Source organism: Nocardia brasiliensis, from assembly GCF_011801125.1.
In the GTDB taxonomy this organism is placed as follows: Bacteria; Actinomycetota; Actinomycetes; order Mycobacteriales; family Mycobacteriaceae; genus Nocardia; species Nocardia brasiliensis_C.
Genome location: NZ_CP046171.1, coordinates 4,405,558 through 4,425,243, shown reverse-complemented (window position 1 = coordinate 4,425,243; position 19,686 = coordinate 4,405,558). Strand labels below are relative to the sequence as shown.

At 67.2% G+C, this 19,686-nt stretch carries 19 protein-coding genes; 13 read left to right on the top strand and 6 right to left on the bottom strand.

The features are described 5' to 3' along the window. The first annotated feature begins 246 nt into the window (after positions 1-246). Positions 247-1,116 (top strand): oxygenase MpaB family protein, encoded by an 870-nt coding sequence (locus tag F5X71_RS19885; RefSeq protein WP_167463402.1) that lies wholly within the window; start codon positions 247-249, stop codon positions 1,114-1,116. A gap of 109 nt (positions 1,117-1,225) precedes the next feature. Here the strand turns inward: F5X71_RS19885 and F5X71_RS37480 are convergent, their stop codons facing one another. The 3 genes from F5X71_RS37480 to F5X71_RS19875 all read right to left on the bottom strand — a co-directional run bounded on the left by F5X71_RS37480 (position 1,226) and on the right by F5X71_RS19875 (position 3,313). Next, positions 1,226-1,348 carry a hypothetical protein gene (locus F5X71_RS37480; RefSeq protein ID WP_275106736.1) on the bottom strand — a complete coding sequence of 41 codons (123 nt, stop codon included), beginning with the start codon at positions 1,346-1,348 and terminating at the stop codon, positions 1,226-1,228. 17 nt (positions 1,349-1,365) lie between these two features. Further along, positions 1,366-1,587, bottom strand: coding sequence for a hypothetical protein (locus F5X71_RS19880; protein ID WP_167463401.1), 222 nt, complete (start codon positions 1,585-1,587; stop codon positions 1,366-1,368). A 292-nt stretch (positions 1,588-1,879) separates the two neighbouring features. Next, positions 1,880-3,313 carry a carotenoid oxygenase family protein gene (locus F5X71_RS19875; RefSeq protein ID WP_167463400.1) on the bottom strand — a complete coding sequence of 478 codons (1,434 nt, stop codon included), beginning with the start codon at positions 3,311-3,313 and terminating at the stop codon, positions 1,880-1,882. Positions 3,314-3,587: 274 nt separating this feature from the next. Between F5X71_RS19875 and F5X71_RS19870 the strand changes: the two genes are divergently transcribed. Together F5X71_RS19870 and F5X71_RS19865 are read left to right on the top strand one after the other, a co-directional pair. Then, positions 3,588-4,520: a LysR substrate-binding domain-containing protein gene (locus tag F5X71_RS19870; RefSeq protein WP_167463399.1), complete on the top strand. Its 933-nt coding sequence runs from the start codon at positions 3,588-3,590 to the stop codon at positions 4,518-4,520. Between the two features lie 240 nt (positions 4,521-4,760). Continuing rightward, positions 4,761-5,690 carry an esterase/lipase family protein gene (locus tag F5X71_RS19865; RefSeq protein ID WP_167463398.1) on the top strand — a complete coding sequence of 310 codons (930 nt, stop codon included), beginning with the start codon at positions 4,761-4,763 and terminating at the stop codon, positions 5,688-5,690. 15 nt (positions 5,691-5,705) lie between these two features. Here F5X71_RS19865 and F5X71_RS19860 read toward each other — a convergent pair whose 3' ends face one another. Beyond that, entirely contained in the window at positions 5,706-6,272 is a 567-nt protein-coding gene (locus tag F5X71_RS19860; RefSeq protein ID WP_167463397.1) for a 3-hydroxyanthranilate 3,4-dioxygenase, read from the bottom strand. Positions 6,273-6,489: 217 nt separating this feature from the next. Between F5X71_RS19860 and F5X71_RS19855 the strand changes: the two genes are divergently transcribed. From F5X71_RS19855 to F5X71_RS19815, 9 genes are all read left to right on the top strand, one after another. Further along, on the top strand, positions 6,490-7,953 hold the full coding sequence (locus F5X71_RS19855; RefSeq protein ID WP_167463396.1) for a 2-hydroxymuconic semialdehyde dehydrogenase: 1,464 nt from the start codon (positions 6,490-6,492) through the stop codon (positions 7,951-7,953). After that, positions 7,950-8,756 (top strand): 2-keto-4-pentenoate hydratase, encoded by an 807-nt coding sequence (locus F5X71_RS19850; RefSeq protein WP_167463395.1) that lies wholly within the window; start codon positions 7,950-7,952, stop codon positions 8,754-8,756. The genes F5X71_RS19855 and F5X71_RS19850 overlap by 4 nt, the downstream gene beginning before the upstream one ends. After that, positions 8,753-9,703, top strand: coding sequence for an acetaldehyde dehydrogenase (acetylating) (locus F5X71_RS19845; protein ID WP_167463394.1), 951 nt, complete (start codon positions 8,753-8,755; stop codon positions 9,701-9,703). Before F5X71_RS19850 ends, F5X71_RS19845 begins: the two co-directional genes overlap by 4 nt. After that, on the top strand, positions 9,700-10,713 hold the full coding sequence (gene dmpG, locus F5X71_RS19840) for a 4-hydroxy-2-oxovalerate aldolase (RefSeq protein ID WP_167463393.1): 1,014 nt from the start codon (positions 9,700-9,702) through the stop codon (positions 10,711-10,713). The genes F5X71_RS19845 and dmpG overlap by 4 nt, the downstream gene beginning before the upstream one ends. Continuing rightward, entirely contained in the window at positions 10,710-11,483 is a 774-nt protein-coding gene (locus F5X71_RS19835) for a 2-keto-4-pentenoate hydratase (RefSeq protein ID WP_167463392.1), read from the top strand. The genes dmpG and F5X71_RS19835 overlap by 4 nt, the downstream gene beginning before the upstream one ends. Beyond that, on the top strand, positions 11,480-11,920 hold the full coding sequence (locus F5X71_RS19830) for a RidA family protein (RefSeq protein WP_167463391.1): 441 nt from the start codon (positions 11,480-11,482) through the stop codon (positions 11,918-11,920). The genes F5X71_RS19835 and F5X71_RS19830 overlap by 4 nt, the downstream gene beginning before the upstream one ends. A 3-nt stretch (positions 11,921-11,923) precedes the next feature. Further along, on the top strand, positions 11,924-12,922 hold the full coding sequence (locus F5X71_RS19825; RefSeq protein WP_167463390.1) for an amidohydrolase family protein: 999 nt from the start codon (positions 11,924-11,926) through the stop codon (positions 12,920-12,922). Between the two features lie 205 nt (positions 12,923-13,127). Next, positions 13,128-15,029, top strand: coding sequence for an FAD-dependent oxidoreductase (locus F5X71_RS19820; RefSeq protein WP_167463389.1), 1,902 nt, complete (start codon positions 13,128-13,130; stop codon positions 15,027-15,029). 207 nt (positions 15,030-15,236) lie between these two features. After that, the gene (locus F5X71_RS19815; RefSeq protein WP_167463388.1) at positions 15,237-16,397 is read left to right on the top strand and encodes a hypothetical protein; all 1,161 of its coding nucleotides are present in this window, start codon (positions 15,237-15,239) and stop codon (positions 16,395-16,397) included. Between the two features lie 45 nt (positions 16,398-16,442). Here the strand turns inward: F5X71_RS19815 and F5X71_RS19810 are convergent, their stop codons facing one another. Beyond that, positions 16,443-17,432, bottom strand: coding sequence for an amidohydrolase family protein (locus F5X71_RS19810; protein WP_167463387.1), 990 nt, complete (start codon positions 17,430-17,432; stop codon positions 16,443-16,445). A gap of 126 nt (positions 17,433-17,558) precedes the next feature. On the opposite strand from F5X71_RS19810, the gene F5X71_RS19805 reads away from it, so the two are divergent. Further along, positions 17,559-19,163, top strand: a complete 1,605-nt coding sequence (locus F5X71_RS19805; protein ID WP_167463386.1) for a sigma-54-dependent Fis family transcriptional regulator — start codon at positions 17,559-17,561, stop codon at positions 19,161-19,163. 33 nt (positions 19,164-19,196) lie between these two features. On the opposite strand, the gene F5X71_RS19800 is transcribed toward F5X71_RS19805, so the two are convergent. Continuing rightward, on the bottom strand, positions 19,197-19,523 hold the full coding sequence (locus F5X71_RS19800) for an EthD family reductase (RefSeq protein ID WP_167463385.1): 327 nt from the start codon (positions 19,521-19,523) through the stop codon (positions 19,197-19,199). Positions 19,524-19,686: the final 163 nt, after the last annotated feature.

The following is a 19,686-nucleotide window of genomic DNA, read 5'->3' as shown; positions in this document are numbered from 1 at the left end:
GAATCTCGGTGGGCCAGTGGCGCCGTGCGCGCCGCTCTGCGCCGACCTCCGAGTCCTCGCCCCTGGCTATCGATTCGCGGATCGACGTGATCGGGCCTGTGCTCCCGGCTGCGCGCGTAGCCCTTGACAGCCATCCGCGACGTGGTTCTGACTCGGTCATCACTGTCCACAATAGGGAGGGGGACTCCTTGACCGCGGGCTGAAATAGTGAGAAGGTTTGTGCAACATCGTCTCAAAGGAGTGGTGATGACCGCGATCGAGGATGCGCCGCACACCGTCACGGCAAACATGTCCGCCGATGCCGTGGAGGAGGTTGATCTGACGCCGTTTCTCGAGGGCGCGCCACTGTTTCTCGGCGGGATGGCCAATGTGATCATGCAATTGAGTCATCCGGCCGTGGGTTATGGGGTGTACGAGAGCCCGGTGGAGTCGGGTCGGATCGACAAGCATCCGGTGAAACGGTTGCGCACCACGTTGACCTACATCGGTGTGGCACTGCTGGGTACCGAGGAAGAGCGGGCGGCGTACCGGCAGGCCGTCAACGGCTCGCATCGGCAGGTGCGCTCGTCGCCGGACAGTCCGGTGAAGTACAACGCCTTCGATCCTCGGCTGCAGTTGTGGGTGGCGGCGTGTATCGCCTGGGGTGGTCTCGATCTGCACCGGCGGATGCACGGGCCGATCGATGCGGAGTTGGGGGCGAAGGTGTACGCCGAAACCGCGCGCCTGGGCACTACCTTGCAGATGCCTGAGTCTCTCTGGCCGGCCGACGGCGAGGCGTTCGAGGACTACATACAGACCGAGCTCGCCACGCGCGTCATCGACGACACGATCCGCGAGTACTTCGACGGTCTGATCGATTTGACGATGATGCCGTGGCCGGTGCGGGTGCTCGCCGCGCCCGTGCACCGGTTCTTCGTCACCGGCACGCTCCCGCCGCCCCTGCGCGCGCAGATGCGCATGAGCTGGACACCGCGCCAAGAGCGCACCCTCACGATCATCATGCGCACCCTCGGCCTGATCTACCGCCGCTTGCCCACCGTCCTGCGCTCCTTCCCGATCAACTACTACATGTGGGACCTGCGCCGCCGCATCCAACAGGGCAAGCCCCTGGTCTGAGCGCCCCCTCGAAACGAGTTCCCCAGAGCGTCCATATGTTTCACACCGAAACATATGGACGCTTTGTGCGGTCTCGGCGGGGCAGGTCTGGTTCGGTGTGCCGAGGGGGTCAGTGGTTGGCGATTCGGGTGTAGGCGTCATCGAACAGGTCCCAGCCGTTGCGGCGGGTGATGGTGCGCGTCTCGGTCGTCCAGCCCGCTTCGGTAGCCGCGTCGACAAAGGCGCGGACCACGCTGGGCAGGTTGAGATTCAGTGAGCGGTCGCCGATTCGGATGTCGCCGGCCGCGGAGAATCCGCCGTCCGGGACTCGGCGCTCTCCATCGGGGCGAAAACCAGTGTCAGCCCTGCTGCCGAACCGATCTGCCGCAGTCGCAGGACTTCTTCGCAGCCATCCACATGATGGTGGTAGGTCTTCCATCGGTACTGCAACTCACCCACGGTAAGCAGTCGGCTGCGGCGTTCTTTCGTCACTGCGCGATGCTAGTGCCCCGTTCAATACTTCGGTACGTTTCTCGACGGCAGGGGGCGCCCGCTGGCGCATTGTGTTCGAAATCAGTTGCAATTAAGTGTTTTCCAGGTACCGGCAACTGAACAGCGGTTGCGCCGAAGGTGTTTCGTCTCGATGCGATCGCCCCATGCGCGCGTTGCCCCGCACGCCAGAAGAGTGCGTGCGGGGCAACTGTGTTGGTGTCAGCGCAGCTGGTTGCGCGACGTGTGATGGTCTACCGGGTTTACGCTGGCGGCTGCGGTTGGGCGGGCTCGGCTATTTACGGGTGGTCACTTCGGGAGTGAAGCTGCCGTGGAAGCCGGGGAAGATGTGGTGGTCGAGGCGGGCGGTGGCCAGGGGTGGGGCTTCGAGGTTTCGGGCGTCGAGAATGATGAGGGCGGTTCGGTGTTCGGCGGCGAGGTAGGTGACCGAGAGGATCCAGCCTTCGTCTTCGGCGGCTTTGGTGGCGCGGGGGACGAAGACGGGTTCGCCGGGGAATTCGCCGTCGGTGAAGGTGTGCCGGCGTTCGGTGCCGGTCTGGTGGTCGTACTTGACGAGGGCGGCGTCGCGGTCGGGGTGGTGGGCGGCGTAGTAGCTGAAGCGGTGGGTGCGGCCGGTGCGGCGGTCGTCGTGCATGGGGAACTCGAGCGATGCGAGCTCGCCGATGTCCTCGCGGGTTACGCGACCGGACCGCGTGATTCGTACTCGGGTGGGGACGCCGAAACCGGGAAGGCCGGAACGGAAGTTCTTGAGTCCGGTGCTGATGAAGTCGAAGGCGTCGTAGCGGACGACGTCGAGTACGACGTCGGTGCCGTCGTCGTAGGCGTTGTCGACGTGGATGTAGACGAAGGGGTCGCATTCGATGACGCGCTGTTCGCTGCCGTCGCGGGGGACCAGGACGATACGCATGCCGCGTTCGGGACGGTAGTCGGCGGAGTCGCCGTAGGTGCCGATGCCGAGGGCGGCCAGTGCGGCTCGGGCGGGGTCGACGGTGATCGGGGCGAGGGCGAAGACGAGATAGCGTTCGGTGATGGCGAAGTCGTGCTGGATGAGCGCGGCGTCGAGGCGGACGAGTCCGGCGCGGTGCATGCGGCCCTGGGGATCGACGCGGTAGCAGCGTAGCCCGGCGGGGACCTTGTGGCCGAGGGCGATGTCGAGGCCGAAGTTGAACAGTTCACCGGTGACCGGGTCGATCTTGGGGTGCGGCGAGAAGCGGCTCAGCCGGGGTAGTTGTCCGTCGAAGTCGCAGGGGCCGTGGGTGCGCAGGTCCTCGGGGTCGAGTTCCCAGGGCCGGCCCGCGTCGCTGAGGGCGAGCAGGCGCTGCCCGTGCGGTACGGCGTGGGTGTTGGCGCTGTCGGCGGGCGGGCGTCCTGGGTTGGTCAGGCCTCTGGCCTGACTGTAGAGCCCGCGCACGCGTGCGCCGCGACCATCTTGTGCGGCAAGGTATTTCGGGGTGCGGACGTAACGGGAGCGGAATCGGATCTGACCGGCATCGATGACGAACTTCGACACCAGTCCGTCGCCGTCGAAGGGGTGCCCGGCACGGAATCCGCCGGCTTCCCAGCGCGCCGGTCCGTTGCGGTAGAGGGTGCCGCGAAGTTCCTGCGGGATCGTGCCGGTGACGGGCAGCGTGATCTCGGCGGGAGTTTCCTGGGCGGGCTCGAACACGCGCTGGGTGTCCGCCGTTCGGGCGTCGATGACCGAAGACATGAGTACTCCTTCTCGGGCGCGTGAACCCGCCCGTGATGAGATGATTATATGGCGATCGTCTCATTCTTTCAGGGGTAGGTCAACGAAACCGGGATCTCGGCGCTCGGGCCCGCGGCGGGAAGTGCCGGCTACAGCGCGTCGTAGATCTCGCCGAGATGGTTGAGAATGTGACGGTTTCCCGCAGACCCCCTGGTGACTCGGCACCACCCCGCCCCTGCTTGCCGATGCCGGATAGTTGCCGCTGGTTAGCCTCCGCCATGGTTAGAGTCGCAATATGAAGACTCCGCGGTTGCTCGACGGGCGGTTGAAACTCCGCCATCTGGTGCTGCTCGACGCGCTCATCCGGCAGGGCAGCGTGATCGGCGCGGCGGCGGAGTTACATGTGGCGCAACCGGTCGCGACGCGCGGGCTGCAGGAGTTGGAAGACATCGTCGGGGTGCCGCTGTTCGACCGCGGGCCGCGCGGTATCAGTCCCACCGTGTACGGTTCCGCGTTCGCCGAGCACGGTCGCGCGGTGCTGGCGCAGCTGACCGAAGCGGGCAGGCACATGGTCGAACTCGCCGCGGCCGAGCGCGGAACCGTGCTTGTGGGTACCCATCTCGCCGGATCGAACGTGCTGCTGCCGCGCGCGATAGCGGCACTCAAGCGGCAGCGCCCGCAGGTGACGGTGGTGGTCCGGGAGGCGGCGCCCCAGCCGCTGCTGGTCGAGTTGGCCGCGGGGCGGGTCGACATGATCGTCGGGCGGATCACCGCACCGTCGGACGGTCAGGTCGAGCGGCGCAAGCTGTATGACGAATTCATCGAGTTGGTGGTCCGCACCGATCACCCGCTGGCCGCGACCACCGATATCGACCTCGCCGACCTCGCCGAGTTCCCCTGGATATTGCCGGGTCAGGAAACCGCGCTCCGGCGTGAGCTGGAGGAATTCTTCGCGCGCAACTCGATTCCGTTGCCTACCAACCTGGTCGAGGCGACCTCCTTTCTCACGGTGCGGCAACTGTTGCTGAGTGACGATGTCATCGCCGCGCTGCCGAATCTGCTGGTGCGCGACGACCCCGGTCTCGCCTGCCTCGCGGTATCGCTCGAGCCGATCGGTCACAGCGTGGGGGTCACATTGTCGGCCCGCACGCTGAGTCCGGCCGCCAACGCGTTGCTCGAATGCCTGACCGAGACCGCGGCGGAGATGGCCGACATTCGCGAGAAGTAACGCAGGGTGTAACACGCTTTTTACTGGATACCATTTATTCGATGTGGCGCTCGTGGTAGTCGTCGAGGCATACCCAAACGGCTATGCGGCACAACGAGATGTATATTCCCGCCGCCGCGGAACCCGCCGTTAATCTGATTGCCTGCGGGCCGAATGCTCGCCCGGAGCGATGAAAGGTATCGGCACATGGGAAGTCCGCGTAAGGCGAGATGTCTTCGATCGTTGATTGTCGGGATCGGCATGCCCGTCGTGCTGCTGTGCGGCGCGCAGCGCGCGGCCGCCGTCCCGGACGTCCCGCCCGCCGACTTCCGGCTGGCGGCCGGCATGGCCGCGATGGCGGCGAGCCCCCGTGGCGACGCGCCACCGCCCGGTGCGAACGACTGGTCCTGCCGGCCGTCGGCCGAGCATCCGAATCCAGTGGTGTTGCTGCACGGGCAGTTCGAGAACCAGACGATCGCTTGGCAGGCCATGGCGCCGATGCTGCACCACGCGGGCTACTGCGTCTTCTCGATGAATTGGGGCGAGCGCAGCTCCGACACGTGGCCGGCTGTCGCGGTCAAGGGACGGCTGCCGATCGAGCACGGCGCCGCGGAGGTCGCGGACTTCGTCGAGCGGGTCCGCGCAGCCACCGGTGCCGACCGGGTCGACTTTCTCACCCACTCGATGGGCGGGCTGGTCGGCGGCTATTACGTGAAGTTCCTGGGCGGGGCCGACCGGGTGGCCAGATTCGTGGCCATCGCCGCGCCGTGGAACGGCTCGGATCATTTCGCCATGAGCAGCGGCATGCAGTTGCTCGGTGCGCCCGGCACGAGCCTGCGGACGGCGGCCGAAGCGGCGCTCGGTGACATGAGTGGTCCGTTGCCGCAGGTGCTGACCAGTTCGGCGTTCATGAGCCGGATGCGTTCGGACGGGGGCCCCACCGTGCCCGGGGTGGCCTACACCAATCTCATCAGTCGCTACGACGAGGTGGTGGTGCCGTTCACCAGCAGCATCGTCGACGCACCGAACGTGCGGAACATCGTGGTACAGGACGGGTGCGAACAAGACCTGGCCGACCACCTCGCCCTGGTGGTCGACCCGGTGACCGCGGGACACGCGCTGGCGGCGCTCGATCCGGACCGCGCGCCCGCGGTGCCGTGCGTGCCGGTGTTGCCGCTGATCGGCAACTGACCGGACCGGCGGGCGCTACGGGACGGTGACCGGTTCGAGGCCACTCGGCCAGTGCCGTCCCGGGTGCAGGTGACCGCAGTGCGCGCACGTGCGGACCTGCTCATCGGCATAGAAGGCGTCGAACACCGGCGGCAGATCCCGCACGATGGAGGCGAGTTGGACCTCGGTGCGGTGGACAAGGCGGTAGCAGTTGGTACAGAACCACTCGAATCCGTCCAATGCGCCTGCCGGGCGGGCGAATTCCACGACGAGCCCGATGCTGCCCGGTTCGGGGCGCTGCGGCGAGTGGCGCAGGTGGGCGGGGGCGAGGAACACGTCTCCCTTGCGGATCTGGATGTCGACCGGGGGCTTGCCCTCCTCGTCGATCACCCGCAGCACCATGTTTCCCTCGAGCTGATAGAAGAACTCTTCGACCGGGTCGTCGTGAAAATCGGTGCGCTGGTTCGGCCCGCCGACGACGGTGACCATGAGGTCGACGTCTTCCCAGATCTGGGCGTTCCCGACCGGCGGCCGCAGCAGATGCTGGTGCTCGTCGATCCACCCCTGAAGGTTGAACGACCGCAAACTCCTTTTGGACACCACAGCACATTCCTCCTGCCGGATCGATCGGATTTCGGCACCGCTCGTGCGACATGGTGCCCAGGTATGAACAGCTTGGAACCGAAAATCGGCGCAGGCAAATACTCTACGCCCGTACACCTATAGCGGAACGTCTATATCGGCAGGCATAGCAGCTCCGGTATAGGAGGACCGAATCAAGGTATTTGTTGGGGTCGGCAATGCGGTGCAGGCTGGTCCTGTGACTGGGAACGACAGCTGGATTCGCAATTTTGTCGACGGGAAATTCGTCGAGCCGATCGGCGACGACGGGCTGGAAAAACGGGATCCGGCGACGGGCGCGGTGCTGGCGCGGGTCGATGTCGCCGGTGCCGATCTGGTGGACCGCGCGGTCGAGTCGGCCGCCGAAGCTGTTGGCGGCTGGTCACATACGCCGCCGGGGGAGCGGGCCGAGCTACTGCGCCGTACGGCGCGCCGGATCGAGGAACGGTTCGAGGAGTTCGTCGCGGCGGAGGTCGCCGATACCGGAAAGCCGATCCGGCTGGCTCGGGAACTGGATGTGCCGCGGGCCATCGCGAACTTCCGTGCCTTCGCCGATCTCGTCGTCGCGACGGGCGAAGACGCGTTCTTCACCGACCTGCCCGGTGGGCGGCGCGCGTTGAACTACACCGTGCGCAAGCCGTTGGGTGTCGTCGCGGTGATCGTGCCGTGGAATCTGCCGCTGCTGTTGCTGACCTGGAAGGTGGCTCCTGCCCTCGGCTGCGGCAACGCGGTGGTGGTGAAACCCAGTGAGCTGACGCCGTCGACCGCGGTGCTGCTCGCCGAGGTGCTCGCCGAGGTCGGCCTACCCGCGGGCGTGTACAACGTGATCCACGGTGCGGGCGCGACCGGGGACCGGCTCACCGCCCACCCCGGGATCGACGGCGTGACCTTCACCGGTTCCTCGGCGACCGGCACGAAGGTGATGGCGAATGTCGCGCCGCGGGTGCGCCCGGTGTCGTTCGAACTGGGCGGCAAGAACGCGGCGATCGTTTTCGACGACGTGGATCTCGCGGAGGCGGTGGCCGGGCTGAGCCGGTCGGTGTTCACCAACACCGGACAGGTTTGTCTGTGCACCGAGCGCGTCTACGTGCACCGTCGGATATTCGCCGACGTGGTGGCGGGTTTGGCCGACAGTGCCCGCGCGTTGCGGCTCGGCAGCCCCACCGACGAGGCGACCACGACCGGTCCGCTGATCTCGCGCACGCATCGGCAGAAGGTGCTCGACTATCTCGCGCTGGCCGAGCAGGAGGGCGCGAGGGCGGTCGTCGGTGGCGGAATACCCACGCTCGGTGCGGATCTGGACGGCGGCGCGTGGCTGGAGCCGACCCTGTGGACCGGGCTGACCAACAGCGATCGCGCGGTGCGCGAGGAGATCTTCGGACCCGTCGCCGCGCTGATTCCGTTCGATACCGAGGAGGAGGTGATCGCCTTGGCCAACGACTCCGACTACGGCCTTGCGGCCGCGGTGTGGACCAACGACCTGCGCCGCGGGCATCGCGTGGCCCAGGCCATGCACGTCGGCATGGCGTGGCTGAATACCTGGTTCCTGCGCGATCTGCGCTCGCCGTTCGGCGGGATGGGGTTGTCCGGCATCGGCCGCGAAGGCGGCGCCGCGTCGCTGCACTTCTACACCGAACCGACGAACGTCTGTGTGCAGCTATGAGTTCGGTCGAGACGAGTACCGCGATCGAGACCGCCGCCGCGCGCCTGCGCACGGCGCGAGCGTCCGCTGTCCCCTGTGCGCCGGTGCGAGAGCTGTTGGGCGCGAACGGTATCGACGCCGCCTATGCGACACAGCAACTGCTGGTCGACGAGCGGATCGCGGGCGGTGCACGGGTCGTCGGCGCGAAGATCGGCTTGACCGCACCCGTGGTCCAGCACCAGTTCGGCGTCTATGAACCGGATTTCGGGATTCTGCTAGACGACATGGTCTTTGCGCACTGCCAGCCGATCCCGCTGAACTCGCTGTTGCAGCCGAGGGCCGAGGGGGAGTTGGCGTTCGTGCTCGACCGCGACATCGATTACCCGGGCGCCTCCGTGGCCGATGTGCTGCGCTCGACGGACTTCGTGCTGCCCGCCATCGAGATCGTGGACTCCCGGATCGCGGGGTGGGATCTGAGCATCGCCGACACCGTGGCCGACAACGCGTCCAGCGGCGCGGTGGTCCTCGGCACGACACCGTACTCGCCGTGCGGGCTGGATCTGTCCGCCCTAGGAATGGGCCTGGACTACAACGGGACTCAGCTTTCCACCGGTATCGGCAAAGCCTGTCTCGGCTCGCCGGTCGTCGCGGTCGCCTGGCTCGCGCGTGAACTGGTGCGGCGCGGGCGTGCCCTGCGCGCCGGGGAGATCGTGATGTCGGGAGCGCTCGGCCCGATGGTGCCGATCACTGGCCCCGGCACGTTCCGGCTGCGGATCGATGGCATGGCCGAGGTCGATGCCGTGCTCGAGGAGGCGGACGCATGACGGCGGATCAGTCCGGCGGTGTCGGGGTCGCGATTCTCGGCTCCGGCAATATCGCCACCGATCTCATGATCAAGATCAAGCGCCTGTCGCCGACCCTGCGCGTGGCGGCGATGGCGGGCATCGACCCCGCCTCGCCGGGACTGGCGCGTGCGGCTCGGATGAATGTCGCGGTCACCGCCGCGGGCATCGACGGGTTGCTCGCCATGCCCGGTTTCGAAGACGTGCGGATCATCTTCGACGCGACCTCCGCCCACGCGCATGCCCGGCACGCGAAACTGGCGGCCGCACAGGGCAAATTGATGATCGACCTGACTCCGGCCGCGCTCGGGCCGTTCGTCGTGCCCGCCCTCGACGTGCACGAGCATCTCGCGCAACCGAACCTCAACATGGTCACCTGTGGCGGCCAGGCGACCGTCCCGATCGTCGCCGCGGTCTCCCGGGTGGCACCGGTGGCCTACGCCGAGATCGTCGCCTCGATCTCGGCGCGCTCCGCGGGCCCAGGCACGCGCGCCAATATCGACGAGTTCACCGAGACCACCGCCGCGGCGCTGCGCCGCGTCGGCGGGGCCGAGGCGGGTAAGGCGATCATCGTGATCAATCCGGCCGAGCCGCCGATTGTCATGCGCGACACCGTGTTCTGTCTGATCGCCGATACCGGGATCGATCGCGACGCGATCACCGCCGCGGTCGCGCGGATGGCGCGGGCCGTCGCGGCGTACGCGCCCGGGTATCGCGTCAAACGGGAGGTCCAGTTCGACACGGTCACCGATGTCTTAGTGCCCACGCTGGGGCGTCGGGTCAGCGGGGTCAAGGTATCGGTGTTTCTCGAGGTCAGCGGCGCCGGCCACTACCTGCCGACCTATGCGGGAAATCTGGACATCATGACCTCGGCCGCGCTGCGCACCGCAGAGCGCGTCGCCGAACTGCGGGGGTGGGTGCGCACATGAGGATCTACGTGCAGGACGTGACCTTGCGCGACGGCATGCACGCCGTGGCACACGGCTACTCGCTCGACGATGTGCGTGCCATCGCGGCCGCTCTCGATCGGGCGGGCGTTGACGCCATCGAGGTGGCGCACGGCGACGGGCTCGGCGGCTCGTGCCTGACCTACGGGTTCGGCGCGCACACCGACGAGGAGTGGATCGCGGCCGCCGCCGAGGTGCTCGAGCACGCCGTGCTGACCACGCTGCTGCTGCCCGGCATCGGCACCGTCGAACATCTGCGGCGCGCAAGGGATCTCGGCGTGCGCAGCGTGCGCATCGCCACGCACAGCACCGAGGCCGACATCAGCGCACAGCATATCGAGTGGGCGCGCGAGCACGAGATGGATGTGTCCGGCTTCCTGATGATGAGCCATCTCGCCGCCCCCGACGAGCTGGCCCGGCAGGCGAAGTCGATGGAATCCTATGGCGCGCACTGCGTTTACGTCACCGACTCCGGCGGCCGGCTGACCATGCGTGACGTCGCCGAGCGCATCGACGCGTATCGCGAAATCCTGGACCCGGCAACGCAGATCGGTATCCACGCGCACGAGAACCTCTCGCTGTCGGTCGCGAACAGTGTGACCGCCGTCGAACACGGCGCCTATCGGGTGGATGTCGCGCTGGCCGGCCAGGGGGCCGGGGCAGGCAACTGCCCGGCCGAGGCGTTCGTGGCGGTCGCCGCACTGCAGGGCTGGGAAACCGGCTGCGACCTCTACGCGCTGCAGGACGCGGCGGACGACCTCGTGCGGCCCTTGCGGACGCGCCCGGTCCAGGTCGACCGGGAAACGCTGACCCTGGGCTACGCCGGGGTCTACAGCAGCTTCCTGCTGCACGCCGAGCGCGTCGCCGCGAGCCACGGCCTCGACACCAGGCGCCTCCTGGCCGAGGCGGGGCGGCGCGGACTGGTCGGCGGGCAGGAGGACATGCTCACCGACATCGCCCTCGATATCACCAGACAGGAACTCACACAATGACTCTCGCGCAGACCGAGATCGCGGAGCTGGCCCTGCGTCTGGACGACGCACAGGTCGACGGCGCGGATATCGCCAGCCTCGCGGACTCCTACCGGTTCGACCTCGACGACGCCTACGCCATTCAAGCGGCGCTCATCGACTTACGACAGCAACGCGGTGATCTGGTCTCCGGGGTGAAACTCGGCTTCACCAGCGTCGCGAAGATGGAGCAGATGGGTGTGTCGGAGGTGATCGTCGGCCGGCTCACCGCGGCCACGCGGATCGCCGACGGCGGGGTGGTGGATCTGAGCGGCTACATTCATCCCAAAGTCGAGCCCGAGATCGCCTATCGGCTGGCGCGTGATGTGACAGCTGACGCTGATCTCGCCGAGTTCGAAGCGTGCGTCGACGCGGTGGCTCCGGCGCTCGAGATCATCGACTCCCGGTACCGGGACTTCCGGTTCACGGTGCAGGATGTGGTGGCGGACAACACTTCCGCGGCTGGCTATGTGGTCGGTCCGTGGCAACCGATGCAGAGCATTCGGGACCGGGCCGTGCGCTTGACGGTGGACGGCTCCGAAACCGTGGGCTCCACCTCGGCCATTCTCGGCGACCCGGTTCGCGCGCTGTCGGCGTTGCGTACCGTCGTCACGCGCCGCGGCATCGCGTTGCGCGCGGGATACGTTGTGCTCGCCGGCGCCGCCACCGCGGCGGTGCCGCTGGTGCCCGGTCGGGTCGTCGGCAGCGTGGAAGGGCTCGGCTCGGTGTCGTTCACGGGGCGTGCGCGGTGAGCGGCGCGCGGACGGTCTCGGGCCTCGCGCGCCCACGCGGCCGGTTTCCCCACCTCAAGGTGGTGGGGGAGTTCGCCTTCGTCTCGGGTACCAGTTCCCGGCGCGCCGACAACAGCTTCGCCGGTGTGCAGGTCGACGAACTGGGCGTGACGAATCTCGACATCAGGGCGCAGACCCGCGCCGTGCTGGAGAACATCCGGGCCATCCTCGCCGACGTCGGTGCCGACCTGAGTGACCTGGCGCAGGTCACCACCTTCCTGGTGTCGATGAACGACTTCGGCGGCTACAACGAGGTCTACGCCGAATACTTCGACGAGGACGGTCCCGCGCGCACGACCGTCGCGGTGCACCAGCTGCCGCATCCGCACCTGCTCATCGAGATACAGGCGATCGCGCGGCTACCCCGGCGTGCGGAATCGTCGCGGAACGAGGGCTGAAAAATGGTGCGGGCCATCGATATTCATACCCACTACGTGCCGCGTTCCTGGCCGGATCTCGGCGGCGACGCGGACGCGGATAAGCTGTGGCTGCGGGTCGAGTCCGAATCCGAGGCGATGATCATGCTCGGGTCCACCGAGTTCCGCCGGATCGATGACACCTGCTGGAACAGTGAGGCGCGCCTGCGCGACATGGACGCGGACGGGATCGACATCCAGGTCGTCTCGCCGACCCCGGTGTTCTTCCACTACGGCAGAAACGGCGCCGAGGCCGCCCGGATCAGCCGGATCTTCAACGATCTCGCGCTCTCGATCGTGGCGCCCGCGCCGGATCGGCTCATCCCCTTCTGCCAGGTACCGCTACAGGACACCGACGCGGCCTGCCGGGAGCTGGAACGCTGTGTCGCGCAAGGACATCGGGGCGTCGAGATCGGCAACCACATCGGTGACCGCGATCTCGACCACGCCGGTGTGGTGACCTTCCTGCAGCATTGCCGGGCGCTGGACGTTCCCGTCTTCGTGCACCCGTGGGACATGCCGCACGCGCCACGGCTGGACCGCTGGATGGCCCAATGGCTGACCGGCATGCCGGCGGAGACCCATTTGTCCCTGCTCGCGCTCGTGCTCGGCGGCGTCTTCGATCAGATCGATGACCGGCTGAAGATCTGTTTCGCTCACGGCGGCGGTTCTTTCGCCTTTTGGCTCGGCCGTGTCGAAAACGCCTGGCATCAGCGTCATGACGTGGTCGGCAGCAATTCCCGCTATCCACCCTCGCATTACCTGGGGCGATTCCACGTGGACTCGGTCGTCTTCGACGAGCGCGCACTGCGCATGCTCGTCGATACCGTCGGGCCCGAGCGGGTGATGCTGGGCAGCGACTATCCGTATCCATTGGGGGAGCGCCCGGCCGGTGCGGTCGTCGGAAAGAGCGACTTTCTCACTCCCGCCCAGCGGGCGCTTATCTGCGGCGGTAATGCCGAGCGGTTCCTCGGCCTGCAATAGCCCCTGGTCACGATCAGTGCGAAACCGATCTTTGCGCCGAATTGAAGTGTCCTGATTCTGAACACAAAGCGTCGAACGTCCGGTGGTCGAATTGTGTCACCGGACACATACCGGGCCAGCGCCGATTGCTTGTGCGGCGGGCGGTGCCCGGGACGGGACGGCTTCGGTCAGAACATGACGGCTGCACAGGAAAGGCCAGCACTGCATGGAAGAACATGGTGAGCTGCCAGCAAGCACGGCGGTCGCCGGTGCCTCGCGGCCCGCGGTGGTGCCGCGACGGCAGGTGTTGACCGGGATCGCGGCCGCGGCGCTGCTCGGCCCGGTCTCGACGTTGCTCGGACCAGGTCGCTCGGGCGCGGACCCGGCGCGCGGGCGGCGCGTCGCGGTCTTTGGCGGCGGGCCGGGCGGAATGGCGGCGGCACACGAATTGGCCGAGCGCGGTTTCCAGGTCACGCTGTACGACAAGAATGAGCGACTCGGCGGAATGGTCCGGGCTTACACCAACCCGCCCGGCACCTCTCCGTATCCGTTCGAGATGAGTGCCCAGCATTTCATCCTGCCGAGTTACGCGATCCTGCCCGAAACGCTCAAGCGCATTCCCGACGGCCGGGGCGGCAGCGTGTTCGATCGCGCCGCGTTCATTCCGGACAATCCCGGAGTTCCGGCGGGCAGTCAGGGACAGCGTGTTCCGGTCGCCATCGGCCAGACCAGGCTGAACGTCCCGCTTCCGCTGACGGCGGCGGCGATCCGCAGCATGCCGGTCGAGAAATATCCGCAGTACTTCCTGGAGGCTTTCGCGCAGCTCGGTGGCTACACCCCGGCCGACGTGGCATTGCTGGCCAGTAAGACCGCCGCCTGGATCACCTCGGGACCGGCCAGGTGTCGCGGCCAGCTCGACAGCATGACCTTGCGCGAATTCTTCCGGACCGACCAGATGTCGCCGAATGCCGCGTGGATCCCGTGGGGCATAGAACATTCCCTCGGCAGCGACGCGAAAGACCAAGGCGGATCGGCGAATGCGCTGAAGGACTTCTTCATCGATCCGATATTCCGCACCGCGGAGGGACGGCCGGGTTACTACTGGGGCCTGAATCCCGCTGCCTCGTCGGCCCTTCCGGCCGGCATCTGCTTCGACGGGCCGGAGACCGAGGTGTGGTTCGACCCGTGGGCCCGGTACCTGGAATCGCACGGCGCCTCGTTCAACCTGCGGCACACGCTGACCAAGCTCGCCATCGACAACGGGCGGATCGTCGGTGCCACGGTACGGGATCCGGCGGGCCGGGCGATCGAGGTGCAGGCGGACTTTTTCGTCGTCGCGATACCGGGCGACCGGATGCAGAGTGTATTCACCCCCGACCTGCTGGCCGCCGACAACGGACTCCGGGACGCGTGGAATGTGGTGCCCGCCTACGAGACCGGCTTCCAGCTGTTCTTTCGCGAACTCGACGTCACGCTCGGCTTCATCGCGCCGCAGGACCAGTGGTACATGTTCCTCGGCGGTGTCAACGCCATCTGGCAGCGGGATCTGCGCCGGTACGGAAACGGCGAGGCCGCGGCCGCGCTCGATATCGAGATCTTCTCCACCTCGCTGTTCTCGGTGCCAGGCCTCGTGTACGGCAAGCCGATGCTGGAACTGACGCAGGAGGAGACCCTGGTCGAACTCCGGGAGTTCCTGATCAGGTACGCGGGCATGGCGGATGCGTTCCGGCCGGGCAATTTCGTGGGCTGGACCCCGCACACCACACTGCGGTGGGCGGATTCGGGCTGGCAGGTGACCGATACCCGGGCCGGCGACGCGCTCGGGAACGCGGGACGCAGTCCGCGGCCCGCCCCGATCAGCGCGATTCCCAACCTGTTCCTCGCCGGTGGCGCGGTCCGTAATTCCACCGCGGTCGACTCGCAGGAGAGCGCGATGGAGACCGCCCGCATCGCGGTCAACGGCATTCTCGACCAGGCGGGCGCCAGCGAGGGGCGCTGCTGGTTGCCGGATTACTCGCCGCCGAAGCTGCTCGAGGGCATCCGCGCCGAGGATGACCGGCGCTATGCCGCAGGCCTGCCCAATGTCTTCGACGTCATCGCCCCCGCACCGATGCCGAACGGCGGTTAGCCGGCATCGGGCGCGAAATCGTTCACCATGCGGGTCAGCCGAAGCGCGCGGTCTGACCCGCTCAACCAGTCCTGGAAGTCGAGGCTTCCGGAGAGAAAGTGGTCGGATATGTTCGGTGTCATCAGATCTGCTCGAGATCGTAACCTGTTGCCCGGCAACGAAAGAGCTTCTCGACCCGCGGCCGGGTCACGGCGGCGTCGTGGCTGGTTGGCGAGCCTGGCGCGATCGTCGATCGTCCTGTTCGCCGTCACCGGCGCGATCGTCGGCTCGCCAGGCACCGCGGTCGCGGTGCCGCCGGAGTGGGAGCCCACCTCCTACGACCTCGATCCGAACGACTATCCCGTCCGGGTCGCGACCCCGGAGGATTCGCAGCTCGAGCGCAACGAGTTCGGCGACGTCGGCATCTCCTGGTGGTGGCTCAAGGATCCGCAGAACCCGCAACGGATGATCGTCGTGGTCGAGGCCGAGCCGTTCTGGGGGCAACGGGCGATCGGCAAGGGCGGTCCGTTCATGTGGGCGGTCGGGCAGCTGTCCTATGAGAAGGCGCCACAGCTGCCCTTCATGAACGGGATCCTGTCGTTCAAGGACGGGCTGCCCGCCGGTGGTTGGGCGGATTGGGCGACCGCCGACGGCAAGCCGGGAATGCGCGGTTCCAACTACAGCATCAACTACGCGGCCGACACCAACAGCTGGCAGGTGAAGGGATTCTCGCCGCTGGCCGCCGCCGACTTCACCGCCACCGAACCGGTGGCCGGACCGCACGGACTGATCAAGGTCGGCGGCGACCCCGGCACCGATTCGCTGATGGACGAGATCGTGCTCAACAGCAGGGCGACCGGCTCGGTCACCATCGCGGGCCGCCAGATCGACATCACCGGCTGGCGCGCGGGCTATTGGCGCATGCGCATGTTCGGCAGCGTGGTCGATTCCATTCTCGACCCGAACAAGTCCTGGGCGGGCTGGGAGTACGCGCCGGTGATGGAGCCCGACGGCGGTGCGAGCGAGTTCTACGGCATCATGCGCAACGACGGACGCTACTCGGGCCCGCTGATCGACGCGCGGCCGTCCGGGACGCGAATCTGCTCGAAGACAACGCTGGAATTCGGTGATTACAAACCGGGACGGCCGATGGTCGGCCAGCTGACCCCGCCGTTCACACTGCACACCATTCCGGGGTGGATAAAGGTGAAATGCGCACCCGGACAGGAGGTTCAGATGGAGAAGACGTTCTACACCGACTCGACGGATTACGTCTCGGCCGGCTGGCTCGACGGCACGGAAATGCCGGTGCACACCGTGCCGGGTTCCTTCGGCACCTATGAGCACTTCCGGTGGGCGTACTACAAGATGCGGCCACAGGGCAATTAGTCCGCCGCGAGGGAGGTGAGTGTGGTGCCGGCATCGGCACCACACTCACGCCTGTTTGCCGGCGAAGCCGAACAACTCGGCGGCGTTGCCGTAGGCGATCTTGTGATGGTCGCGCTCGTTGAGCTCGAGTCGATCGAACCAGGCCGCGGCCTCGTGCATGTCCTCGAACGGGTAGTCGACCGAGAAGAGCAGGCGGTCCGCACCCACCTCCTGAATGGTGTCGAGCAGCGCGGGCGTACGGAAGTTTCCACTGGTGGTGAGGTAGAAATTGTTTCGCAGGTAATAGCCGAACGACTTCTCGACGGCGAGCCCGCGCGGTGCCACCGCCGTGCGGTGATCGGTGCGCCAGATGTTGAAGGGCAGCAGTTCGCCGAGGTGCCCGAGAATGATGGTGAGGCCGGGATGACGATCGAAGAGTCCGCTGCCCATCAGCCGCAACGCGTGGGTCGCGGTCTCCACCGAGAAGGCCCACGCGGAGCCGTACAGCCACGGATGGCCGTCGTATTGCGTGCTCATGCTCGGCAGTGGATCGCGCGGATGCAAATAGACGGGTACGCGCAGTTCGGCGACCGTGCGCCAGAACCCGGCATAACGGATGTCGTCGAGGTATACCACCGTGGATTCGTCGCCGACCTGCGAGAAACCATTGATGAGCGCGCCGACCAGGCCCAATTCGGTGACGGCCCGGCGCAGCTCCACCTCGGCCGCCGCGGGATCCTGCATCGGCACCGCGGCGAACGCGGCGAACCGGTCCGGACGAACAGCGGCCTGATCGGCGGCGTAGTCATTCAGCCTGCGCGCCCAATTCACCGCTTTGTCCGGTTCGTGAATCGACTGGATCCCCGGCGAAAGCAAAGAGAGCACCGCCTTTTCGATGCCGGTTTCGTCCATGTGCCGCAGCCTGCGCTCCTGGATATCGAGCAGCATGGCGCGGTGTGCGGGCCAGGCGTCGGCGTCGAAATGTTCGGCGGATTGTTCGACGATGTCGGGATCGGTAGCGCCGAAATGTTCTTCGAGGGCGATCTTGGTGACCATAGCCGTTTCTCCCTGATCGTCATTCTGAAGTCACGCGCTTTCGGAATATGTTACCGATACACTATGTCTCACTCGGATTCCGGTCGACCGATCGCGGTGGGCTCGTGAGGTGTCAGAGGAGGTCTGATGAGTAGCCAGCAATCCCTATTGCGGCCGGTGATCGCCGCATCATGGCGGCGTGCCGAGCTGGCGGGCCTCGACCCAGCGGTCCCCGTGCGCAGCGCCGGGGTCGACGAGTTGGATCCGCAGAGCCGGCTGGTTCGCGCCGCCGCGCCGGTCCTGGAGGATCTCGGCGTGGTGCTGCGCGGCACCGAGGTCGCCGTCGTACTGGCCGATCGGGATCTGCGGCTGGTCGAGCTGGCCAGCGGCGACGCCAACGCCCGGACCCGGCTCGAACGGATGGGGCTCATCCGTGGCCGCCGCCTGGACGAGGCGGCTATCGGGACCAATTCGCTGGCCACCGCCGCCGAGGCCGGTGTCGGCGTTGCGGTGCAGGGTAGTGAGCACTACATCGAGGAACTCAAGCAGTTCAACTGTTACGGCCACCCGATCATCCATCCGGTGACCCGCAGACTCGAGGGTGTCCTCGACATCACCTGTGCGGCGAACGAATCCAATCAGCTGCTCGCGCCGTTCGTGCTGTCGGCGGTGCGGCGGATCGAGGAGCGCCTGACCTCCGACACCAAGGCCGCCGAGCAACAACTTTTCGGCACCTTCCAGTCGGCGGTGCTGCGGGATCGCACGGTCGCGGTCGCCGCGGTGCGCGGCGACGTGTTCGTGGCCAACAAGATCGCGATCGAAACCCTCGGCCCGGCCGACCACGCGGTGCTGCGCGGGATCGCGGGCGATGCGCCGCGCGCCCAGACACGGATGATGCTGAACCTCAGCTCCGGGCGCACGGTGCGCGTCGCGGTGCGTCCGGTCGGCGACGGTGTGCTGTTCGTCTTCGAACGCGGTGCGGCCGAGCCGCCGGCCTCGGATCCGCTGCAGGACGGGCACGTCGCCATCTGCGGCGAGCCGGGGACCGGACGCACCCGCACCGCACGGGAGATCGCCGGCCCCGCGGCGACGACCTGGTTCGACGCGAGCGACACCGTCGCGCTCGGCCATGCCCCGTGGCTCGGTCAGGTATCCGATGCCCTGTCGAACACCGACGTCGTGGTGATCGAGGCGACCGAGCTGCTGCCCGAGTCGGTGGCGCGCTATCTCGCGCGCGCACTGGTCGGCAGCCGGGCGCGGGTGGTGCTGACCAGCGGGGCCGAGAACGGACTCGACGCGCATCACCGCGTCATGCGGGCCCACTGTGTGCACCAGATCGACCTGCTGCCCTTGCGCGCCCGATCGAGCGATGTCCCCGGCCTGGTGTTGTCGATGACGGCCGAGCTCGGCGCGCCGCGGGAATTGCGGTGGACGACCGGGGCATTGGAGTCGCTCGCAGCGCAGGACTGGCCGGGGAACCTCACCGAATTGCACGCGGTCGTGCGGCATGTGGTGACCACCAGGCGGGTCGGCGATGTGACCGTGCACGACCTGCCGGAGCGCTATCGCGGTCGAGCCCCGATCCGGAAGCTGACGCCGATCGAACGCGCCGAACACGATGCCATCGTCGACGCACTGCGCGCCGCGGAGGGCAACAAGCTGGTCGCCGCCAGGCAGTTGGGCATCAGCCGCACCACGCTGTATCGCGCCATCCGTCGCTACGGCATCGCGCCGCCCGCCGCGGCGCGGTGAGCGGGCCCGCCCGGATCCCGCCCACCGCGCCGGTCAGGCGACGGGACGCGCGGGTTCGGCCGCGGTCACCGGATAGTGGATGATCTGCGCGCCGCCGGTGGCGTAGTTCGCCACGTCGGCGACCACGGCCTGCCCCTGCGGCGAGGCGATCGCCGCGCCCATCGCCTCCACCGAATCGAACTCCGCCTCCCAGATCGCGAAGTACGGGCTCGCGCCGTCCACCGCCGCTACGTCGAGGCTGTACCGCATTGATTGCAGGCCCGGCAGTTTCGCGGTCAGCGGCAGATGCGTGGACAGGTAGTAGCTGCGGAAGTGGTCGGTGTCGGCTGGGGGCGGATAGAGCACGGTCAATCGGTACATGAGGCCTCCTCGCTGATGTGGTCCAGTTCGAAGCTTGGTCCGAACTCGCGGGATGCGGTGTCGCAGATGTGAACATCGGCGGGACGTGTCCAGAATTGGGTCACCGCGCACCCCTGTCGAAGTCGCATTCTGCACTCGGAGCGATCGAGCGAGCGCAAGCTCG